General features: G+C 66.0%; 24 protein-coding genes. 18 read left to right on the top strand and 6 right to left on the bottom strand.

The features are described 5' to 3' along the window. Positions 1-19: 19 nt before the first annotated feature. Both LQ953_RS05795 and hemE read right to left on the bottom strand, forming a co-directional pair. Entirely contained in the window at positions 20-472 is a 453-nt protein-coding gene (locus tag LQ953_RS05795; RefSeq protein ID WP_231029768.1) for a CopD family protein, read from the bottom strand. Next, on the bottom strand, positions 469-1,512 hold the full coding sequence (gene hemE / locus LQ953_RS05790; RefSeq protein ID WP_231029766.1) for a uroporphyrinogen decarboxylase: 1,044 nt from the start codon (positions 1,510-1,512) through the stop codon (positions 469-471). The genes LQ953_RS05795 and hemE overlap by 4 nt, the downstream gene beginning before the upstream one ends. Positions 1,513-1,919: 407 nt before the next feature. Between hemE and LQ953_RS05785 the strand changes: the two genes are divergently transcribed. The 11 genes from LQ953_RS05785 to LQ953_RS05735 all read left to right on the top strand — a co-directional run bounded on the left by LQ953_RS05785 (position 1,920) and on the right by LQ953_RS05735 (position 8,723). Then, positions 1,920-2,741 carry a pyruvate, water dikinase regulatory protein gene (locus tag LQ953_RS05785; protein WP_231029765.1) on the top strand — a complete coding sequence of 274 codons (822 nt, stop codon included), beginning with the start codon at positions 1,920-1,922 and terminating at the stop codon, positions 2,739-2,741. Between the two features lie 41 nt (positions 2,742-2,782). Next, positions 2,783-3,337 carry a Maf family protein gene (locus LQ953_RS05780; protein ID WP_231029941.1) on the top strand — a complete coding sequence of 185 codons (555 nt, stop codon included), beginning with the start codon at positions 2,783-2,785 and terminating at the stop codon, positions 3,335-3,337. Beyond that, positions 3,334-4,143: a shikimate dehydrogenase gene (gene aroE, locus LQ953_RS05775; protein ID WP_231029763.1), complete on the top strand. Its 810-nt coding sequence runs from the start codon at positions 3,334-3,336 to the stop codon at positions 4,141-4,143. Before LQ953_RS05780 ends, aroE begins: the two co-directional genes overlap by 4 nt. A 10-nt stretch (positions 4,144-4,153) precedes the next feature. Continuing rightward, entirely contained in the window at positions 4,154-4,747 is a 594-nt protein-coding gene (gene coaE / locus LQ953_RS05770; protein WP_231029762.1) for a dephospho-CoA kinase, read from the top strand. Positions 4,748-4,754: 7 nt separating this feature from the next. After that, complete coding sequence (gene dnaQ / locus LQ953_RS05765) at positions 4,755-5,444, top strand: DNA polymerase III subunit epsilon (RefSeq protein WP_231029760.1); 690 nt, start codon at positions 4,755-4,757, stop codon at positions 5,442-5,444. Between the two features lie 54 nt (positions 5,445-5,498). Further along, a complete protein-coding gene (gene hpf, locus LQ953_RS05760; protein WP_231029758.1) occupies positions 5,499-6,083 on the top strand; it encodes a ribosome hibernation-promoting factor, HPF/YfiA family in 585 nt (194 codons plus the stop codon). A 41-nt stretch (positions 6,084-6,124) separates the two neighbouring features. Next, the gene (ptsN, locus tag LQ953_RS05755) at positions 6,125-6,592 is read left to right on the top strand and encodes a PTS IIA-like nitrogen regulatory protein PtsN (protein WP_231029757.1); all 468 of its coding nucleotides are present in this window, start codon (positions 6,125-6,127) and stop codon (positions 6,590-6,592) included. Continuing rightward, positions 6,579-7,040 (top strand): PaaI family thioesterase, encoded by a 462-nt coding sequence (locus LQ953_RS05750; RefSeq protein ID WP_231029755.1) that lies wholly within the window; start codon positions 6,579-6,581, stop codon positions 7,038-7,040. The genes ptsN and LQ953_RS05750 overlap by 14 nt, the downstream gene beginning before the upstream one ends. Continuing rightward, positions 7,037-7,372 (top strand): DUF1491 family protein, encoded by a 336-nt coding sequence (locus LQ953_RS05745; RefSeq protein WP_231029753.1) that lies wholly within the window; start codon positions 7,037-7,039, stop codon positions 7,370-7,372. The genes LQ953_RS05750 and LQ953_RS05745 overlap by 4 nt, the downstream gene beginning before the upstream one ends. 330 nt (positions 7,373-7,702) lie before the next feature. Further along, complete coding sequence (locus tag LQ953_RS05740) at positions 7,703-8,179, top strand: cell wall hydrolase (protein ID WP_231029751.1); 477 nt, start codon at positions 7,703-7,705, stop codon at positions 8,177-8,179. Positions 8,180-8,276: 97 nt separating this feature from the next. Continuing rightward, on the top strand, positions 8,277-8,723 hold the full coding sequence (locus tag LQ953_RS05735) for an MmcB family DNA repair protein (RefSeq protein WP_231029749.1): 447 nt from the start codon (positions 8,277-8,279) through the stop codon (positions 8,721-8,723). 119 nt (positions 8,724-8,842) lie between these two features. Here LQ953_RS05735 and LQ953_RS05730 read toward each other — a convergent pair whose 3' ends face one another. Beyond that, on the bottom strand, positions 8,843-9,448 hold the full coding sequence (locus LQ953_RS05730) for an ankyrin repeat domain-containing protein (protein ID WP_231029747.1): 606 nt from the start codon (positions 9,446-9,448) through the stop codon (positions 8,843-8,845). Between the two features lie 72 nt (positions 9,449-9,520). Between LQ953_RS05730 and LQ953_RS05725 the strand changes: the two genes are divergently transcribed. The 3 genes from LQ953_RS05725 to LQ953_RS05715 are packed head-to-tail and all read left to right on the top strand — an operon-like array spanning position 9,521 to position 11,207. Beyond that, positions 9,521-10,111, top strand: a complete 591-nt coding sequence (locus LQ953_RS05725) for an SCO family protein (protein WP_231029745.1) — start codon at positions 9,521-9,523, stop codon at positions 10,109-10,111. After that, positions 10,108-10,542: a YcgN family cysteine cluster protein gene (locus LQ953_RS05720; protein WP_443026548.1), complete on the top strand. Its 435-nt coding sequence runs from the start codon at positions 10,108-10,110 to the stop codon at positions 10,540-10,542. The genes LQ953_RS05725 and LQ953_RS05720 overlap by 4 nt, the downstream gene beginning before the upstream one ends. 41 nt (positions 10,543-10,583) lie before the next feature. After that, a complete protein-coding gene (locus LQ953_RS05715; protein ID WP_231029742.1) occupies positions 10,584-11,207 on the top strand; it encodes a M48 family metallopeptidase in 624 nt (207 codons plus the stop codon). A 334-nt stretch (positions 11,208-11,541) separates the two neighbouring features. Here the strand turns inward: LQ953_RS05715 and LQ953_RS05710 are convergent, their stop codons facing one another. From LQ953_RS05710 to LQ953_RS05700, 3 genes are read right to left on the bottom strand one after another with little or no spacing between them, the layout of a single operon-like run. Then, the gene (locus LQ953_RS05710; protein WP_231029740.1) at positions 11,542-13,683 is read right to left on the bottom strand and encodes a transglycosylase domain-containing protein; all 2,142 of its coding nucleotides are present in this window, start codon (positions 13,681-13,683) and stop codon (positions 11,542-11,544) included. 42 nt (positions 13,684-13,725) lie between these two features. Beyond that, the gene (gene msrB, locus LQ953_RS05705) at positions 13,726-14,160 is read right to left on the bottom strand and encodes a peptide-methionine (R)-S-oxide reductase MsrB (protein WP_231029738.1); all 435 of its coding nucleotides are present in this window, start codon (positions 14,158-14,160) and stop codon (positions 13,726-13,728) included. A gap of 34 nt (positions 14,161-14,194) precedes the next feature. Beyond that, entirely contained in the window at positions 14,195-14,692 is a 498-nt protein-coding gene (locus LQ953_RS05700; protein ID WP_443026547.1) for a sterol desaturase family protein, read from the bottom strand. Between the two features lie 166 nt (positions 14,693-14,858). On the opposite strand from LQ953_RS05700, the gene sucC reads away from it, so the two are divergent. The 4 genes from sucC (at position 14,859) to LQ953_RS05680 (ending at position 18,167) form a co-directional block, all read left to right on the top strand. Then, a complete protein-coding gene (sucC, locus tag LQ953_RS05695; RefSeq protein WP_231029736.1) occupies positions 14,859-16,058 on the top strand; it encodes an ADP-forming succinate--CoA ligase subunit beta in 1,200 nt (399 codons plus the stop codon). Beyond that, on the top strand, positions 16,058-16,354 hold the full coding sequence (locus LQ953_RS05690) for a hypothetical protein (RefSeq protein WP_231029734.1): 297 nt from the start codon (positions 16,058-16,060) through the stop codon (positions 16,352-16,354). The genes sucC and LQ953_RS05690 overlap by 1 nt, the downstream gene beginning before the upstream one ends. Before the next feature lie 134 nt (positions 16,355-16,488). Continuing rightward, positions 16,489-17,241: an electron transfer flavoprotein subunit beta/FixA family protein gene (locus tag LQ953_RS05685; protein WP_231029732.1), complete on the top strand. Its 753-nt coding sequence runs from the start codon at positions 16,489-16,491 to the stop codon at positions 17,239-17,241. Next, positions 17,238-18,167 carry an electron transfer flavoprotein subunit alpha/FixB family protein gene (locus tag LQ953_RS05680; RefSeq protein ID WP_231029730.1) on the top strand — a complete coding sequence of 310 codons (930 nt, stop codon included), beginning with the start codon at positions 17,238-17,240 and terminating at the stop codon, positions 18,165-18,167. Before LQ953_RS05685 ends, LQ953_RS05680 begins: the two co-directional genes overlap by 4 nt. Positions 18,168-18,527 lie beyond the last annotated feature (360 nt).

The raw sequence follows: 18,527 nt of genomic DNA, 5'->3' as shown, positions 1-18,527 counted from the left end.
CCGTTTGCGCGCAACTTTGTTAGAATGGCTTCACCACTGCCAGGATCACGATCAGCACCGCGGCAAGCGCAGGCACTTCGTTGAGCATCCGCAGCCGCCGGGTGGCGATGCGCCGCTCCCCCGCCGCCAGCTTGCGGGCATAGCCAACACTCCAGCCATGAAAGCCGCTCAGCAGCACCACCAGCAGCAGCTTGGCATGGAGCCAGCCAAGCCCCGGCTGTCCGTCGAACAGCCCCAGATTGACCGCAAGCGTCGCGCCCAGCAGCCACACGATGATCATCGATGGGGTCAGGATCATCCGCCGCAGCATCGTCTCGCGCTTCACCCAATCGGCGGCTTGGGGGCTGCCCAGCGCCTCCTGATGATGCACCAGATAGCGCGGCAGCAGGAATAATCCGGCCATCCAGAAGATCACGAAAATGACGTGAAACGCCTTCACCCACAGATAGGCATTGCCCAGGAACCCGGTCATGCGCCGGTTCCCCGAACATGGGCCAGCAGCTGCTCGACATGCGCGATCGGCGTGTCGGGCAGGATGCCATGGCCCAGGTTGAACACATGCGGCCGATCGGCGAACGCGCCCAGGATGCGATCCACCGCCTGGGTCAGCGTCTCCCCGCCCGCGATCAGCGCGAGCGGATCGAGATTGCCCTGCACCGGCATGCCTTTGGGCAGCGACGCGTTCGCCCAGACCGGATCGACGGTCTCATCCACCCCAATCGCGTCCGCGCCGACTTCCCGCGCATAAGCCGGCAGCTTGCCGCCCGCCCCCTTGGGGAAGCCGATCACCGGCACACCGGGCGCACGGTCGTGCAGCGCGGCGATGATCCTGGCGGTCGGGGCGATCACCCAACGCTCGAACTGCGCCGGCGACAGGCTGCCCGACCAGCTGTCGAACAGCTGCACCGCCTCTACGCCAGCCTCTATCTGGCCGAGCAGATACTCAATCGTGCAGTCGGCGATGCGATCGACCAGCGCCTGCATCAGCCCCGGATCACCATAAGCCAGCCGTCGCGCCTCGGCCTGCTCGCGGCTGCCCTGACCGTTGATCATGTAGGTCGCGACCGTCCAGGGACTGCCGGCAAAGCCCAGGAAGGTGGTCTGGAACGGCAACAGCCCTGCCACCCGCCGCACGGTGCCATAGACCGGCTCCAGCGCCTGAGGCGTGTCCTGAAGCCCGTCCAGCACGTCCTTCGCCTGCACCTTGGGCGCCAGCCGCGGTCCTTCGCCGGTTTCGAACCACAAATCCTGCCCCAGCGCCATCGGTACGATCAGGATGTCGGAGAACAGGATCGCCCCATCCATGCCGAAGCGTCGGATCGGTTGCAGTGTGATCTCGGCCGCCGCCTCGGGATCCATCGCAAGCGCCAGAAACCCGCCCTTCTCGGCCCGCAGCGCGCGATATTCGGGCAGATAGCGCCCGGCCTGGCGCATCAGCCAGATCGGCGGGACCGCCTGGCGCTGGCCCTGAAGCGTGGCGAGGAGCGGTTTGGGGGAGAAATGGTCGGCCATGATCGGCTGCTCTCTGCCAGTATCCACCGGCGCGGGAAAGGCGGTTCCGGACCCGATTCCCAAACCTCTCGATCACACCCATCGCCCGAACCGGACTCATCGCGATCCGCATTCCAACAAAGACTCAGAGAAGAATCTTAGGATTGTTGGAGTCTGTTGGCGCGTGGAAGCTGGGCATTGCGATTCCGCCCATGGCTTTCCCACAGTTTGACTCTGCGCCGCCCGCGATTCAGCCGGGATTCGGATAAACGCTCCCCGCTTTCCACAGGCTGTGGATCGGAACACGGGGTTGGGGACGGGGTTGTGGAAGAATCACCAGCCGAGTCCTCGGATCTGGTGCGCTTGGCCGCGGGCGGTGGTTGCGCTAGCGGTTGTCAGCCATGTTATCCACGGATCGATCCACCTAGATGAAGCTGCACCTCCATCTGCTGTCGGATTCTACCGGCGAGACCCTGGAAAACATCGCCAAGGCGGCGCTCGCCCAGTTCGACGACGTGGAAACGCTGCGCCACTTCTGGCCGATGGTGCGCTCCGAAGCGCATCTTGAGCGCATCCTTCAGGAAATCGCGCAAAATCCCGGGCTGGTGATCTTCACCCTGGTGAACAGCGAAATCCGCCGCACGCTGGAAACCCGTTGCCGGGCGATGGGCCTGCCGGCGATCGCCCCGCTCGATCCGGTCAGCCACGCGCTTTCCGGCCTGCTCGGCCAGGAAGCCAAGGCGCGGCCGGGGCGCCAGCACAGCCTCGACGCGGCCTATTTCGCCCGCGTCGATGCGATCCAGTTCACCATGGCGCATGACGACGGCATCGGTGCCGAGGATTGGGAGGAGTGCGACATCGTCTTGGCCGGCGTATCGCGATCGTCCAAGACGCCGACGTCGATCTACCTCGCCAATCGCGGCTACAAGACCGCCAACATCCCCATCGTCGTCGAATCGCCGCCCCCGCCCGAGCTGTTCACGCTTAAGCACCCGCTGGTCGTGGGCCTCACCACCAGCGCGGACCGGCTGGTGCAGATCCGCCGCAACCGCCTGCTGTCGCTCAACCAGAGCCCCGAAACCGACTATGTCGACCAGGACTCGGTGCAGCGCGAGATCGCCTTTGCCCGCCGTATGTTCGCTGACAATGAGTGGCCGGTGATCGACGTCACACGCCGCTCGATCGAGGAAACCGCCGCCGCGATCATCCAGCTGTGCAACGAGCGCGCGTTGAAGGCGCAAGGCGCATGACCACCCTCGTCCTCGCCTCGCAAAGCGCGTCGCGCCGCGCGATGCTCGACGCCGCCGGGGTGCTGCACGAAGCCGTCGCCGCGCAGGTGGACGAGGCAACCGCCAAGGAATCGCTGATCGCCGCTGGCACCTCGCCCCGCGACCTCGCCGACGCGCTTGCCGAGTTGAAGGCGCTCAAGGTGTCGCGGCTGGTGCCTCAGGCGCTGGTGCTGGGGGGTGACTCGGTGGTGGCGCTCGACGATGGCACCCTACTCGACAAGCCGGTGAGCCGGGAGGATGCCGCCGAGCACCTCCGCGCCATGTCGGGCCGCCACCATGATCTCTACAGTGCAGCGGTGATCGCCGAGCAGGGCCGCGCCGTGTGGCGGCATGTCGACCGCGCGCGCATGCATGTCCGCACCCTCTCGGAAGCCTTCATCCAATCCTATCTCGACGCCGAATGGCCCGCGATTGGCGGCTGTGTCGGCTGCTATCGGATGGAAGGTCCCGGCGTGCAGCTGTTCGCCAAGGTGGAGGGCAGCCATTTCACCATTCTCGGCATGCCCATGCTGCCGCTGCTCGATTATCTGCGTACCCGGAAAGTGCTGACGTCATGAAGCCATATGCCGAAGTGATCGGGGATCCGATCGCGCAGTCCAAGTCGCCGCTGATCCACGGCTTCTGGCTGAAGGCGCTGGGAATCGATGCGGAGTATCGGGCGGCGCATGTCACAACCGAAGGGCTTGCCGATTATTTCGCGACGCGTGCCGCCGATCCGGCCTGGCGCGGCTGCAACATCACCATTCCACACAAGATCGCCGCGCTCGACCATGTTGAGGATCGCGGCGGCGTGCGCGATACGATTGGCGCGATCAACACCGTGATCCGCGGCGAAGATGGCGTGCTGGTCGGCACCAACACCGATGCCGGCGGCTTCTATGCGCCGATCGCAGGGCTGGAGCTGGAAAGCCAGCATGCGGTGGTGATCGGCGCCGGCGGCGCTGCCCGCGCCATCCTCTTCGCCTTGTCGCGCGTCGGCATCGGCCGCGTCACTGTCCTCAACCGCAATGTGCTCAAGGCCGCGGCCTTGCTTGCGCGCTTCGGGCTGAAGGGCGACTCTGTGCCGCTCGGCAGCCCGCTTCCGCCTGCCGGGTTGGTGGTCAACGCGAGCGCGCTCGGCATGGTTGGTCAGCCGCCGCTCGACATCGACTTGTCGCCGCTGCCCGAAGACGCCGTCGTCTATGACGCGGTCTATGCCCCGCTCGAAACCCCGTTGCTCGCCCAGGCGCGGGAGCGTGAACTCGACACGGTGGATGGGCTGGAGATGTTGGTCGGCCAGGCAGCACTTGCGTTCGAAATGTTCTTCGGCGCCGAGCCGCCGCGCGACCGCGACGACGAACTGCGCACATTGCTAACCGCATGATCGTGCGCCGATGATCATTCTGGGCCTCACCGGGTCGATCGGCATGGGCAAGTCGACCGTTGCCGCCATGTTCGTCGACGAAGGCGTGCCGGTGTTCGACGCAGACGCCGTTGTCCACCAGTTGCAGGGGCCCGGCGGTGCGGTCGTTGCCGCGATCGAAGCCGAATTCCCCGACACCACTGGTGCGGAGGGCGTGAACCGCACGGCCCTTGGCGAAGCCGTGCTCGGCAACCCACAGGCGCTCGCCCGGCTGGAGGCGATCGTCCACCCCGCCGTCGCCGACGAACGCGAAAGCTTCCTCGCGCTATACTATGACCGCCCGCTGGTCGTCCTCGACGTGCCGTTGCTCTTCGAGGCTGGCGGCTGGAAGAACGTCGACAAGATCGCCGTTGTCTCGGCCCCGCCTGAGATCCAGCGCGAACGCGTCCTTGCCCGCCCGGGCATGACGCCAGAACGCCTCGCTGCCATCCTCGCCCGGCAATTGCCCGACTCCGAAAAGCGCGCCCGCGCCGATTTCGTCATCCCCACCGGCGGCACGCTGGAAGAAACCCGAGCCGGGGTGCGCGCGCTGATCGCTTGCCTCTACGATCCAGCGGGAGGATAAGGCGCCCATGCGCGAGATCGTGTTCGACACCGAAACCACTGGCCTCAGTTTCCCGAGCGGTGACCGGCTGGTCGAGATTGGCTGTGTCGAGCTGGTCAACCGCGTGCCGACCGGCAACCATTTCCACCGCTACATCAACCCTGAGCGCGACATGCCGGCCGAGGCCGAGCGCGTCCATGGCCTCAGCGCCCGCTTCCTCTCCGACAAGCCGCTGTTCGGCGATGTGGTCGAGGAGCTGATCGACTTTCTCGGCGATTGCCCGCTGGTCGCGCACAACGCCAGCTTCGACTTCGGCTTCCTGAATGGCGAGCTCGACCGCTGCGGCCGACCGATCTTGTGCACCACGCGCATGGTCGACACGCTCGGCATCGCCCGCATCCGCCATCCCGGCGCCAAGCACACGCTCGACGCGCTCTGCTCGCGCTATGGCATCGACTTGAGCGCGCGCCAGCTGCACGGCGCACTGCTCGACGCGCAGCTGCTCGCGCAGGTCTATGTCGAGCTGACCGGCGGACGGCAGATCACCTTGGGCCTGGCAGTCGACACGCCGGTGATGCGCGAGACCCCTGCCGAGGCGCCGACCCGCGTCCATGTGCGCCCGGCGCGGCATTTCGCAGTGCCGGCGGCGGAACTTGAACGCCACGCAGCCTTTGTTCAGAGTCTGGAGGAGCCACTCTGGACCCAGGCAGCGCACTGAACCGCGCTGCCGATGCCAAAGGCTCCCCCGTTTTGAAGTAAGCGGAGGTTATCAATGGAAATCCGGGTTTCTGGGCATCAGGTCGATACAGGCGACGCCCTGCAGACGCAGGTCACCGATCGGCTTCAGGCGATCGCCGACAAATATTTCTCTCGCGCGATCTCGTCCCAGGTAACCTTTGGCAAGGGCCCGCACGACAGCTTCACGTGCGACATCGTGATGCACGTGATGCAGGGCCTGGTGCTGAAGGCAGCCAATAGCGGCCAGGAAGCAAACGGCGCGTTCGACGGCGCGGCCGACCGGATCGACAAGCAGCTGCGACGCTATGTGCGCCGCCTCAAGGACCGGCATGCCGGCGAAGCGAACGCGATCGCCGAGGAAAACGCCTATGACAATGCCGGTTACACGCTGTTCCAGGAACATGCCGAAGAGGAAGAGGTCGCCGACGCCCCGCTGATCATCGCCGAGACGCGTGTCGACGTGCCGGAATCGACCGTGTCGGACGCGGTGATGATGCTCGACCTGCGCCACACCAACGCGCTGCTGTTCCGCAACACCGCCACGGGTGTCCACAACATGGTCTATCGCCGCGGTGACGGGACGATTGGCTGGGTTGAGCCCAACCGCACACAGGCCTAACAGTCGCCCCCGAAAGACCGGGGGGTCTGACTGGAAGACCAATGACTGAACTCAGCGATTTGCTGACGCCGGAGGCTGTGCTCGCCGGCGTCGGTGCCGCGAACAAGAAACTGCTGTTCCAGCACATGGGTGCCGCGGCGACGCGCGCCTATGGGCTGGACGGCCAGGACGTGACCGAACCGCTGCTCGAGCGGGAAAAGCTCGGCTCCACTGGCTTTGGCGGCGGCATTGCGATCCCGCATGCCCGGCTCGACGGCCTTGCCAAGGTGTCCGGCGTCTTCGCACGGCTTTCCACGCCGATCGATTTCGGCGCAGTGGACGAACTGCCCGTCGACCTCGTCTTCATGCTGTTGTCGCCTACCGGCGCGGGCGCCGAGCATTTGAAGGCGCTCGCGTCGATCTCGCGGCGCCTGCGCGATCGGAACTTCGCCGCCAAGCTGCGCGGCGCGGGCTCGACGGACGCGCTCTATGCCCTGCTGACCGGAGTCGAGGCGCGTGACGCCGCCTGAAGCCACCGGCGCGCAGGCGCATTTCCGCGCGCTGGAGGCGCTGTACGCTGCAGCCCCGATCAACCAGCTGTTCGAGTCGGTGCTGGAGATCCCTGAGCCGGGGATCGCCCGCATCCGCTTCCAGGTCGATGCGCGCTTCTTCCACGCCGCCGGCGCGGCGCATGGCACGAGCTATTTCAAGATGCTCGACGACGCGGCCTTCTACGCCGCCAACAGCCTGATCACCGACCGTTTCCTGCTCACCACCCAGTTCAACCTGCTGCTTACCAAGCCGCTGTCCGAAGGTCCGGTGGTGGCGGAGGGGCGCTGGGTCAGCGGCCAGCGCCGCGTGTTCGTTGCCGAGGCGCGGCTGGTGGACGCAAGCGGTGAGGAAGTCGCCCGCGGCACCGGCACCTTCATGCGCTCGCGAATCCCGCTCGCATCGCTGCCCGGCTACCGTTCGGAGTGACCGCCCGGCTCGCCAGCGGCACCGCTGTAAGCGCGCTGGTCCGCCGCGTGCATGCTGAGGGTGGCTCGGCGATGATCCTCGCGCGCGGCGACGTGATCGCTGGCGGCATCCTCATTCTCGCGCTGGAACGGGGCGTAAATCCCCGCTTTTTCGAACGCGGAATCGGTCCCGACGGGGCGCCCGCGCTGCTGCCATCCGGCCCCGCCGAACTGCCCGACGATGCCGCGGCCACCAGCTATTGGGGGCGCAGGCGGGCGAGCGACCCAGATCTATGGGTCGTTGAACTGGATATCGCAGAGGCCGAACGCTTCGCCGCTGAAACGCTTTCGTAACATTGACTCCCCGGACACAAACGGGAAAGGGAATGCCCACGTTCCAATAGCGTTGTGCCGTTCGGGGTCAGAGATCGATCGGTTACGCAGTCGGGGGGATGTCCGGCGGCCCGTTTTGGGGGGTCAGGCCGCACGCCAACCGCATAATGCAGATGTTACATGAAGTTCACGCCACTGGCTGCGACGATCGCAGCTGTGACTCTCTGCGCTGGCGCGCTTGCGAACGCTGCCACGCTCGACGGGACCTCGGATGCACAGATTGCACCGGTTCAGTCCCAACAAAACGCCCCGGAACCGCAGACGGTTCCCACGCCGCAACCCGCGGCCCTTGTGATCCAGAACAGCGGTGAGATCGTGCAGCCGATCCCGCAGGATGCGGTCCAGGAAGACGAAGATTTCGCATCGCTCTCGGCAGCAGTCGCCGCGCAGGACGCGCAGGCAGACCCCAGCGATGAACTCGAATGCCTCGCAGTCGGCATCTACTATGAATCCAAGGGCGAACCGCTCGCCGGCCAGCTCGCCGTCGCGCAGGTGCTGATCAACCGCACCCAGTCGGGCCGCTTCCCCAAGTCGGTCTGCTCGGTGCTGACCCAGCGCGGCCAGTTCTCCTTCATCCGCGGCGGCAAGATCCCTACGCCGCCGAGCAACGCTCAGTGGCGCCAGGCGCTCGCCGTGGCGCAGGTCGCGCAGAAGGATCTGTGGGATGGTCCGGCCGACGAGGCGCTGTACTTCCATGCCCGCCATTCCAAGGCGAGCTGGGCCCGTCCGCGGATCGCCTCGATCGGCAACCACATCTTCTATCGTTGATCACGCGGGGGTTTCCCCCGTTCGTGAAATGTTCTAGCAGCCGGGGATGAGCGCAGGTCCATCCCCGGCTGTTTCCGTTTCCCCAGACACCGCACCGATGGTCGCTGCCGACGTGGTGCGCGGCGTCACCCGCATGCTGCTGCGCCACGATTGCGTGGCGATCGGCGAAGTGCCGCTCGACGGCGGCCGCCGAGCCGATCTGATGGCGATCGATGCACGCGGCAATCTGGTCATCGTGGAGGTCAAGGTGTCGCGCAGCGATCTGCTCGGCGACGGCAAATGGCAGGATTACCTCGCGCATTGCGACCGCTTCTTCTGGGCAGTGCCGCAGGGGTTCGACCTGCGCCCGTTCGACCAGGAAGCGTTTCTACCGGATCGGGCGGGCCTGATCGTCGCCGACCGCTACGACGCCGCGGTCCTGCGCGAAGCCGCCACCGTGCCGCTGGCAAGCGCGACCCGACGCAAATGCACCCTGGCCTTCGCCCGCCGCGCCGCCCGCCGCGTCATCCACATGCTCGATCCGGACGCCGAGCAGGTTTCCTGAGTCGAGAACCCTCGTCATCCCGGCCTTGAGCCGGGATCCCGCTTCTTCTTCTTCCGCGGGCGAGGCAGCGGGACCCCGGCTCAAGGCGGGGTGACGAAAGAAAAGCGGAAAACCGCCCGTTAAAGCTTCGGCCCGGCCGCACCACCAGCGCCAGCCTTGGGCGCATCGGCCACCAGCTTCGCAATCGCCGCATAGCGCGACTCCCGCTTGGCGTACTCGCGCGCACTCATGCCCGTCTGGTAATCGGCACGATCCGGATCGGCCTTCGCCGCCAGCAACTGCCGCACCACATCCTCCTGATGCGACAGCACCGCCCGGATCAGCGGCGTCTGCCCGGCGCTGTTCGGCGTGTTCGGGTTGGCCCCGTACTTGAGCAGGATCGAAACCCCCTCGCCCCAGCCCTGGTCGGCGGCGATCAGCAGCGCGGTGTTGCCCTCGCGGTCCTGCAGATTCTTGTTCACGTCGTCCTGTTGCAGCACCACGCGCAGATACAGCTGGTCGCGCCGCTTGGTGACGATGTGGATCGCCCCCTCGCCCGTGCTGCGATCCTTGGAATTGATCAGCCGCTGGGTCGGGTTGCTCAGGAACTGGTTGACCTTGGTGCCGTCGGCCTTGCGCACCGCTTCCAGGAATTCGTGGCTTTCGGAGATTTGCTGCGCAGCGGCCGGCATTGCGGCGACCATGAGCGCGGCGCTGGCCGCGAGGCGGAAGGCTCGAAACTTCATGTGGCGGAACAACCCTTTGCGTGGACCCCGTTCTTGCAAGCGGCTGCCTAACAGATCATGGCTTGGGGCGCCATGAATAGGTCGCTTGTCCCCCTCGCCCTGCTTTGCCTCGCCCCGCTTGCTGCATGCGGCGGCGGCGCCGCCACGGAGGAACCCCCGCTTGCCGGCGCGCGCATTGGCGGCCCGTTCGCGCTTACCGACCAGAACAACCGGACGGTGCGCGACACCGACTTTGCCGGCAAATACCGCATCGTCTATTTCGGCTACACCTATTGCCCCGATGTCTGCCCCACCGACATGCAGAAGATCGGCCAGGCGATGAAGATCCTCGACAAGGAAGCACCGCGCACCAGCGAAAAGCTCGTGCCGATCTTCATCAGCGTCGATCCCGAGCGTGACACCCCCGCGGCGGTGAAGCAGTTCGTCGGCAACTTCTATCCCCGCACCGTGGGCCTCACCGGCACGCCCGATCAGATCGCCCAGGTCGCCAAGAGCTATGCCGTTTATTTCAAGAAGCAGCCCCCGGGTCCCGGCGGCGGCTATATGGTGGATCACTTCGCGGCTGCCTATCTAATGGGGAAGAGTGGGGAACCCCTGGCATTGCTGCCGCTGGAAAAGGGCGGCGCGGCGATCGCACAAGAAGTGAGGCATTGGGTCCGGTGAGTGGACGTTTTTGGGAAGACACGCCGTTGTCGAAGCTCGACCGCGCGCAGTGGGAAGCGCTGTGCGACGGCTGCGGCAAATGCTGCGTGCACAAGCTGGAGGATGAGGAGACCGGCGAGCTGCTCGCCACCAACGTCGCCTGCCGCCTGCTCGACCGCCGCATGGGGCTGTGCAGCGACTACAAGCATCGTCACGCCTATGTCAGCGAGTGCGTCCGCCTGACCAACAGCAATGTCGCCGGGATCGGGTGGCTGCCCTCGACTTGCGCCTATCGGCTGCGCGCCGCGGGCGAACAGCTTCCCGCATGGCATTATCTGGTAAGCGGTGACCGCGAAGCCGTGCACGCCGCCGGTGAATCCACCCGCGGCTGGACCATTTCCGAAGACGACGCCGGCGACTTCGAGCACCATCTGGTGGACCGCACCCTTTGAGCGCACGAATCGAGGTTGTTCGCAACGCTCGAGCAAAGGTGATGCGCCTGGCGGTCGATCCCCGCACCGGCGGCGTACGCCTCACCCTGCCCCGCCGCGCCTCCTTGCAAAAGGCACTCGCCTGGGCCGAGCAGCAGCGCGCCTGGATCGACGCGCAACAGGCGAAACTGCCTCAGGGCCGCCCCTTCGTCTCGGGCGCCCGCATCCCCTTTGCCGGCACCGAGCTGGAGATCGCCTGGGCTCCCACCCATCCCCGCACGCCGCGGGTGGAGGGTGACAAACTCGTCTGCGGCGGTCCGCTGGAAAGCCTCCCCGCCCGTATCGAACGCTGGCTGCGCGCCCAGGCGCTGGCGGTGCTCAGCGCCGAAACCGCCGAATATGCCGAGCGCGCCAATGTAGAGGTGGCCAGCGTCGCAGTCGGCGATGCCAAGGGCCGCTGGGGCAGCTGCACATCCTCCGGCACGATCCGCTACAGCTGGCGCCTGATCCTCGCCCCACCCGAAGTCCGCCGCGCCACCGTCGCGCACGAAGTCGCCCACCGCATTCACATGAACCACGGCCCCGCCTTCCACCGCCTGGTAGAAACCCTCTACGAAGGCGAAGTAGAACCCACCCGCCACTGGCTCCGCCGCCACGGCGCCGCACTGCATTGGGTAGGCCGCTGAGGCAGGGCAAAAGGCTGCCACTCCCCCGTCATCCCGGCCTTGAGCCGGGATCCCGCTTCTTCTTCTTCTTCTTCTGCCCACCACAAGGCAGCGGGACTCCGGCGCAAGGCCGGGCGACGAAGTTTATATCCGTCATACCAAGAGTTCCCCGGCGAAGGCCGGGGCCCAGTAGCCACATCGCCAAGAAGGCGCAGACCCTAAACGCCAAACAGCCCGAAGCTGGCCCCGGCCTCCGCCGGGGAACTAATCAGCTGGAAACTAGACAATCCTCGCGCAAGCGGGCGAGCTGGCACGGGAAACGAGACGGAGAACGCCTCACGAGCAACCCCGCGCCTCAATACCCCTCATCAACCGGCGCGGGCCGCTCGCGCGGCACCACGCCCGACCGCCCGGGCGCGTCGGGCGCCGGAGTCCGGATCGGTCCACGCGGCTGCTGCGGCTGGTTCTCGCCGCCGGAAGGCCGCCCGGTCATCCGGTCGATCCAGTCCTCGTCGATCCGGTCTTCGCTCTCCCCTTCGGGAGCCTGACCAGGCGCCGCCCCCTGCCGTTCCTCCACCGGATTGCCGTCCTGGTCGACGAACACGCTATTATCCGGCTCGGCATAATATGCGTTGTCCTCGGGCTCGAGCTGCCACTCGGGCAGCGTCACCTTGGTCTGGAACTCTTCCACTGGCCGCTTGGCCACGGCCTTGGACATGAAGCTGGCAAAGGCGCGTGCCGGCGCCGTGCCGCCCTGAAGCCCGCCCACTGCGCGCGCATCGTCGCGGCCCATCCACACGCCGGTGGTCAGCCCGCTGGAAAAGCCCATGAACCAGCCATCCTTGTTCGAGCTGGTGGTGCCGGTCTTGCCCGCTACCGGGCGCCCGATCTGCGCCGCACGGCCCGTGCCGGTCGCCACGGCAGTCTGGAGCAGGTCGATCATCTGCGCGGCGACATAGGGCGCGACCAGCACATGGCTGGTATCCACTTCATGCTGATAGATCACCCGCCCGTTCGCCGTCACCCGTGTGATGCCATAGGGCGTCACTGCCACGCCATTGCTCGCGACCGAGGCATAGGCCCGCGTCATGTCGAGCAGGCGGACATTGGACGTGCCCAGCACCATCGCCGGCTGGGTGTTGATCGGCGTGGTGATGCCGAAGCGCCGCGCCATGTCGGCCACCGTGCCGAAGCCCACTTCCTGGCCCAGCTTCGCGGCAACCGTGTTGATCGAATAGGCAAAGGCCGTGCGCAGCGACATCTGCCCGCTGTTGCGCCCGGAGCTGTTGCGCGGGCTCCAGCCGGCGATCGTCACCGGTTCGTCGACCACCACGTCGTCGACCTTGTGCCCGGCCTCCAGCGCGGCGAGATAGGTGAACAGCTTGAACGCCGAACCCGGCTGGCGGGTCGCCTGCGTCGCGCGGTTGTAGATGGAGGACACATAGTCCTTGCCACCCACCATCGCGCGCACCGCGCCGTCGCGGTCCAGGCTCACCAGCGCGCCCTGCGTCCCGTCCGGCGCGTTGCGGCGGATCGCCTCGTCGGCGGCGCGCTGCATGCCCAGGTCCAGCGTGGTCCACACCTCCAGCGGCGCTTCGCTTTCGTCGATCAGCACTTCCAGCTGCGGCAGCGCCCAGTCGGTGAAATAGCGCACGCTGTTCTGCCGGGGTTCCGGCGCGAGCTTCACCGAACGCGGATCGACGCTGGCGGCTTCCGACGCGCTGATCTTGCCGGTCTCGGCCATCACGTCCAGCACGACGCTGGCGCGCTGCACGGCGGCTTCGGCGTCGGCGGTGGGCGAGTAATGCGAGGGCGCCTTGACCAGCCCGGCGACCACTGCCGCCTCGGCCAGGCTCAGGTCGTTGGCGGGATGCCCGAAGAACTTCCGGCTGGCCGCGTCGATGCCGTACGCGCCACCGCCGAAATACACCTTGTTGAGGTACAGCTCGAGGATCTGGTCCTTGCTGAACTTGCGCTCCATGGCGAGCGCGATCACCGCCTCGCGCATTTTGCGGCCGAAGTCGTACTTGTTCGACAGGAAGATGGTGCGCGCGACCTGCTGCGTGATCGTCGACGCGCCCTGCAGACGCCGGCCCGAACCGCGCTTCAGATACGCCACCCGCAGCGCGCGGGCCAGGCCGAGGGGATCGATACCCCAATGGCTCTCGAAGCGGCGATCCTCCACCGCGACGATCGCATCCTTCATCACCCCCGGGATCTGGTCGTAGGGGATCCACTCGCCATAGCTCGGCCCGAGCGACACCAGCACGGTGCCGTCCGCCGCATGGACGCGGATCATCTGCCCATTGGGCGACGACTTCAGCTCGTCATAGCTCGGCAGCGACGCGCGGGTGGTGTACACCGCGATCAGCAATGCGACGATCGCCAGCACGCCCACGGCGATGCCGCTGATCAGCGTCCACAGGAAGAAGCGATTCCAGAAGGACGAACGGCGCCACCACGATGGGCGGCCTTTTGCGGGAGATTTGGAAGCCATCGGGTTGGGTGGAGTAAGCCCTAATCCGCCGGCTCACAAGGATCAGGAGCCGGTCGCCCCGTCATTAGCGCCGATTGCGTTGCCGCCCCGTGAACGGAACTCAAGGCTGACCGAGTTCATGCAATAGCGCAGACCCGTGGGCGGCGGCCCGTCGGGGAACACATGGCCCAGATGCCCGTCGCAGCGCGCGCAGCGTGCCTCGACCCGGCGCATGCCATGGCTGTTGTCGGCGTGTTCGGCGACATGGTCCTGCGCCACCGGCTGGGTGAAGCTGGGCCAGCCCGAACCGGAGTCGTACTTGTCGGCGCTGTCGAACAGGTCGAGCTGACAACCCGCGCAGCGATACACGCCATCGGCCTTGTTATCGTTATAGCGGCCCGCGAACGGCCGCTCGGTGCCCGCCTCGCGCAGGACGTGATATTGTTCGCGGGTCAGGCGCTTGCGCCATTCGGACTCGGACAGGTTCAGCGGTTCCATAGGTCCGATCATGTGGGTGGCGTGCCCCTGCCCGTCAATCCGCCTTTGTCTGCGCCCGATACCGCTTCAATTGCTGCTTCAGCTTCTCCGCCCGCGGCGCCACCAGGAAACCGAAGCTCACCGTGCCATGCTTGCCCTGTACGGCGTGGTGCAGCCGGTGCGCCTGCACGATCCGCTTCATGTAGCGCGACCGCGCGACATAGCGGTGGGGCAGGCGCTTGTGCACGATGATGTCGTGGAAGCCGAAATAGATGGCGCCATAGGCGGCAATCCCCGCCCCGATCCAGGCAAAGCCCGGCCACCACCCCAGCTGCACCCCGCCCAGCAGCAACACGAACGACGGCACCGCGAAGATCGCGGCATACAGATCGTTCAGCTCCCAATTGCCGGTGCGCGGCTCATGGTGCGACTTGTGCAGGAACCAGCCCGGCCCGTGCATAATCCACCGGTGCGCGCCATAGGCGAACGCCTCCATGCCCGCGACCGTGGCGATGAACAGCAGGATTCCGGCAACGGGATGCATGCCCGTCATATAGCAACCTCGCGCCGCCGCGACGAGCCCTCCAATCGCCGCCAGGCCTTATTGCAACTAATTCGCACCCGCGCTTGAGGCGAATAGGGGTGGATTCACGCGTCCCGTTGTGCTTTGGGCAAAGGCAGTTTTTCCCGTTTCGCCAATGATGAAGGGGCGTGCTCCCATGAACATCCACGAATATCAGGCCAAGGAACTCCTCGCCAAGTTCGGTGCGCCGGTCGCTGCCGGCCACGCAGCGTTCACGGTCGAAGAGGCCGTCGAAGCCGCCAAGCAGCTCCCCGGGCCGCTCTATGTCGTGAAGTCGCAGATCCATGCCGGCGGCCGCGGCAAGGGCAAGTTCAAGGAGCTCGGTCCAGACGCGAAGGGCGGCGTCCGCCTCGCCTTCACCCTGGATGAAGTCCGCGCCCACGCTACCGACATGCTCGGAAACACGCTGGTGACGATCCAGACCGGCGACGCCGGCAAGCAGGTCAACCGCCTGTACATCACCGACGGCGCCGACATCGCCAAGGAATTCTACCTCGCCCTCCTGGTCGACCGCGCCACTGGCCGCGTCGCCTTTGTCGTCTCGACCGAAGGCGGCATGGACATCGAGGAAGTCGCCCATTCGACTCCGGAAAAGATCCACACCTTCGCCGTCGATCCCGCGACCGGCTTCCAGCCGCACCATGGCCGCGCCGTCGCCGGCGCGCTCGGCCTGACCGGCGACCAGGCCAAGCAGGCCGCCAAGGTCGCGCAGTCGCTCTACAACGCGTTCCTGGAAACCGACGCCGAGCAGATCGAAGTCAACCCGCTCGCACTGACCGAGCAGGGCAACCTGCTGGTCCTCGACGCCAAGGTCGGCTTCGACGGCAACGCCATGTTCCGTCACAAGGACATTGCCGAGCTGCGCGACGAGACCGAGGAAGATCCCGCCGAGCTGGAAGCCTCCAAGTATGACCTGGCGTACATCAAGCTCGATGGCGACATCGGCTGCATGGTGAACGGCGCCGGCCTGGCGATGGCCACCATGGACATCATCAAGCTGAACGGCATGTTCCCGGCCAACTTCCTCGACGTGGGCGGTGGCGCCACCACGGAGAAGGTGACGGCCGCGTTCAAGATCATCCTCCAGGATCCGAACGTAAAGGGCATCCTGGTCAACATCTTCGGCGGCATCATGCGCTGCGACATCATTGCCGAGGGCATTGTCGCGGCCGCCAAGGAAGTGAACCTGTCGGTGCCGCTGGTGGTCCGCCTTGAGGGCACCAATGTGCAGCAGGGCAAGGACATCCTCGCCAATTCCGGCCTCGCCATCGTTCCCGCGAACGACCTGGGCGACGCTGCCAAGAAGATCGTGGCAGAGGTCCAGAAGGCCGCCTGATGCCGCTCTACGGCCTCATCCCGGCAGCGATGCTGGTGATGGGGTTCGTGGCTGCGGTCGCGGCACTGATCGGTCGCCAAAAAGGGGCGGGCAGGGCGTTGATCGCCATGCTCGCCCTTTTTGGTTTCGGCCTGTGCTTTGACGAGCCTTCCACGCCCGACGGCGCGCATCTGCGCCCGTTCCCGAGCGTCGTCCTGGTGCTGCTGCTCACCTTTCCCGTAATCGCCGCATCGGCGATCCTGAACGGCGTGATACGGCTGGGCGTACGTGTGGCACGGGCGCGGAACGGCAAGTGAGCGCGACTTTACGCTGCTTCGGACGTTTGCCTGGTCTGAACGGCTCATCCAGCGTTGCCGCTCGGTTGACGTTTGCGTAAACGTAACCCAATTGAGCAGCAGCGCTCCATAATGTTTTGCAAAGGAAGGATGCGATGAAGGTCTTGGTACCGGTCAAGCGCGTGCTTGATTACAATGTGAAGCCCCGCGTGAAGGCGGACGGGTCGGGGATCGACCTCGCCAATCTGAAAATGAGCCTCAACCCGTTCGACGAGATCGCCATCGAAGAGGCGGTCCGCTTGAAGGAAAAGGGCACCGCGACCGAAGTCGTCGTGGTCACCGTCGGCGTTCCCAAGGCGGAAACCGATGTGCTGCTGACCGCGCGCGCCATGGGCGCCGATCGCGCCATCCTGATCCAGAGCGAGGAAGAGGTCGAGCCGCTGGGCGTGGCCAAGCTGCTCGCCAAGGTGGTCGAGGAAGAAGCGCCCGGCCTGGTGATCCTGGGCAAGCAGGCGATCGACGACGACAGCAACCAGACCGGCCAGATGCTGGCCGCGTTGCTCAACTGGCCGCAGGGCACGTTCGCGTCCAAGGTCGAGGCTGATGGCGAGCGCGTGAAGGTCACCCGCGAAGTCGATGGCGGTCTCGAGACCGTGGATCTCAAGCTCCCGGCGATCGTCACCACCGATCTGCGCCTCAACGAGCCGCGCTACGCGACCTTGCCCAACATCATGAAGGCCAAGTCCAAGCCGGTCGCGAAGAAGACCGTCGCCGATTACGGCATCGACGTCGCGCCGCGCATCAAGACGCTCAAGGTCGCCGAACCCGGCAAGCGCCAGGCCGGCGTAAAGGTCGGCTCGGTCGACGAGCTTGTGGAACGCCTCAAGGGTATGGGAGTCGCCAAGTGAAGACGCTCGTCTGGGTCGAACACGACAACAAGAGCGTCAAGGACGCGACGCTCGCCACCGTCACTGCCGCATCCAAGCTGGGTGACGTCGATCTGCTCGTCGCCGGCAGCGGCGCGCAGGGTGTGGCCGATGCCGCGGCCAAGATCGCCGGCGCCGGCAAGGTGCTGCTCGCCGACGAAGCAGCCTATGAGCATGCGCTCGCCGAAAACGTCGCGCCGCTGATCGTCACGCTGATGCAGGGCTATGACGCGGTGCTGTTCCCGTCGACCACCACCGGCAAGAACGTCGCGCCGCGCGTCGCCGCGCTGCTCGACGTGATGCAGATCTCCGACATCCTCTCGGTCGAGGGTCCGGACAGCTTCACCCGTCCGATCTACGCCGGCAACGCCATCGCTACGGTCCAGACCAGCGACAAGAAGCTGGTCATCACCGTGCGCGGTACGGCGTTCGAGAAGGCGGCAGGCGAGGGCGGTTCCGCCACCGTCGAGACCGTCTCGGGTGAGGGCGACAAGGGCCTGTCGAGCTTCGTCGGGTCCGAGATCGCCGAGAATGCTCGTCCCGAGCTGACCAGCGCCAAGGTGATCGTCTCGGGCGGCCGCGCGCTCGGCAATTCGGAGAACTTCCATTCGATTATCGAACCGCTCGCCGACAAGCTCGGCGCCGCGGTCGGTGCCAGCCGCGCCGCAGTCGATGCGGGCTACGTCCCCAACGACTATCAGGTCGGCCAGACCGGCAAGATCGTCGCCCCGGAAGTCTATGTCGCCGTCGGCATCTCCGGCGCGATCCAGCACCTTGCCGGCATGAAGGACTCCAAGACCATCATCGCCATCAACAAGGACGAAGACGCGCCCATCTTCCAGGTCGCCGACATCGGCCTGGTGGGCGACCTCTTCAAGATCGTGCCGGAGCTCACCGAAAAGCTCTGAGAGCGATCTCAGTCCAGAATAAGAAGGGCGTCTCCAAGGAGGCGCCCTTTTTTTGGAACCTCCCCGGCACGGGGAGGGGGACCGTCCGCCGAAGCCGAAGGCGTAGGCGGATGGTGGAGGGGGCTCTCCCCAAGCCATTTTGCACGCGAAGGCGCAAAGACGCGAAGATTGTTCGCGCAGAGGCGCAGAGACCGCAGAGAAGTGAGAATAGATCCTCCCCTGGGAGGGGAGGGGGACCATGCGCCGAAGCCGGAGGCGTAGGCGGATGGTGGAGGGGTATCCCGCCCTCGAAGGCGCCACGCGCCTCCACAAGCCAACCCTGCGACCCCAACTGCCGCTTTTTTAAGCACAGCTTCGCAC

The sequence above is a fragment of the Sphingomonas sp. IC-56 genome (genome assembly GCF_021043375.1).
GTDB lineage: Bacteria > Pseudomonadota > Alphaproteobacteria > Sphingomonadales > Sphingomonadaceae > Sphingomonas.
The sequence above is the reverse complement of the archived record's forward strand: the minus strand, read 5'-3'. Positions and strand labels throughout refer to the sequence as shown.

Excerpts from the sequence above, each read along its gene's own strand:
- LQ953_RS05780 (WP_231029941.1), top strand. The coding sequence starts at position 2,783 with ATGCTCGACGCCGCCGGGGTGCTGCACGAAGCCGTCGCCGCGCAGGTG.
- LQ953_RS05730 (WP_231029747.1), bottom strand. The coding sequence starts at position 9,448 with ATGAAGTTTCGAGCCTTCCGCCTCGCGGCCAGCGCCGCGCTCATGGTC.
- sucC (WP_231029736.1), top strand. The coding sequence starts at position 14,859 with ATGAACATCCACGAATATCAGGCCAAGGAACTCCTCGCCAAGTTCGGT.
- LQ953_RS05715 (WP_231029742.1), top strand. The coding sequence starts at position 10,584 with ATGCGCCTGGCGGTCGATCCCCGCACCGGCGGCGTACGCCTCACCCTG.
- dnaQ (WP_231029760.1), top strand. The coding sequence starts at position 4,755 with ATGCGCGAGATCGTGTTCGACACCGAAACCACTGGCCTCAGTTTCCCG.
- LQ953_RS05725 (WP_231029745.1), top strand. The coding sequence starts at position 9,521 with ATGAATAGGTCGCTTGTCCCCCTCGCCCTGCTTTGCCTCGCCCCGCTT.
- coaE (WP_231029762.1), top strand. The coding sequence starts at position 4,154 with ATGATCATTCTGGGCCTCACCGGGTCGATCGGCATGGGCAAGTCGACC.
- LQ953_RS05710 (WP_231029740.1), bottom strand. The coding sequence starts at position 13,683 with ATGGCTTCCAAATCTCCCGCAAAAGGCCGCCCATCGTGGTGGCGCCGT.
- LQ953_RS05685 (WP_231029732.1), top strand. The coding sequence starts at position 16,489 with ATGAAGGTCTTGGTACCGGTCAAGCGCGTGCTTGATTACAATGTGAAG.
- LQ953_RS05690 (WP_231029734.1), top strand. The coding sequence starts at position 16,058 with ATGCCGCTCTACGGCCTCATCCCGGCAGCGATGCTGGTGATGGGGTTC.
- ptsN (WP_231029757.1), top strand. The coding sequence starts at position 6,125 with ATGACTGAACTCAGCGATTTGCTGACGCCGGAGGCTGTGCTCGCCGGC.
- msrB (WP_231029738.1), bottom strand. The coding sequence starts at position 14,160 with ATGGAACCGCTGAACCTGTCCGAGTCCGAATGGCGCAAGCGCCTGACC.
- aroE (WP_231029763.1), top strand. The coding sequence starts at position 3,334 with ATGAAGCCATATGCCGAAGTGATCGGGGATCCGATCGCGCAGTCCAAG.
- LQ953_RS05785 (WP_231029765.1), top strand. The coding sequence starts at position 1,920 with ATGAAGCTGCACCTCCATCTGCTGTCGGATTCTACCGGCGAGACCCTG.
- LQ953_RS05700 (WP_443026547.1), bottom strand. The coding sequence starts at position 14,692 with ATGACGGGCATGCATCCCGTTGCCGGAATCCTGCTGTTCATCGCCACG.
- LQ953_RS05795 (WP_231029768.1), bottom strand. The coding sequence starts at position 472 with ATGACCGGGTTCCTGGGCAATGCCTATCTGTGGGTGAAGGCGTTTCAC.
- hemE (WP_231029766.1), bottom strand. The coding sequence starts at position 1,512 with ATGGCCGACCATTTCTCCCCCAAACCGCTCCTCGCCACGCTTCAGGGC.
- LQ953_RS05735 (WP_231029749.1), top strand. The coding sequence starts at position 8,277 with ATGGTCGCTGCCGACGTGGTGCGCGGCGTCACCCGCATGCTGCTGCGC.
- hpf (WP_231029758.1), top strand. The coding sequence starts at position 5,499 with ATGGAAATCCGGGTTTCTGGGCATCAGGTCGATACAGGCGACGCCCTG.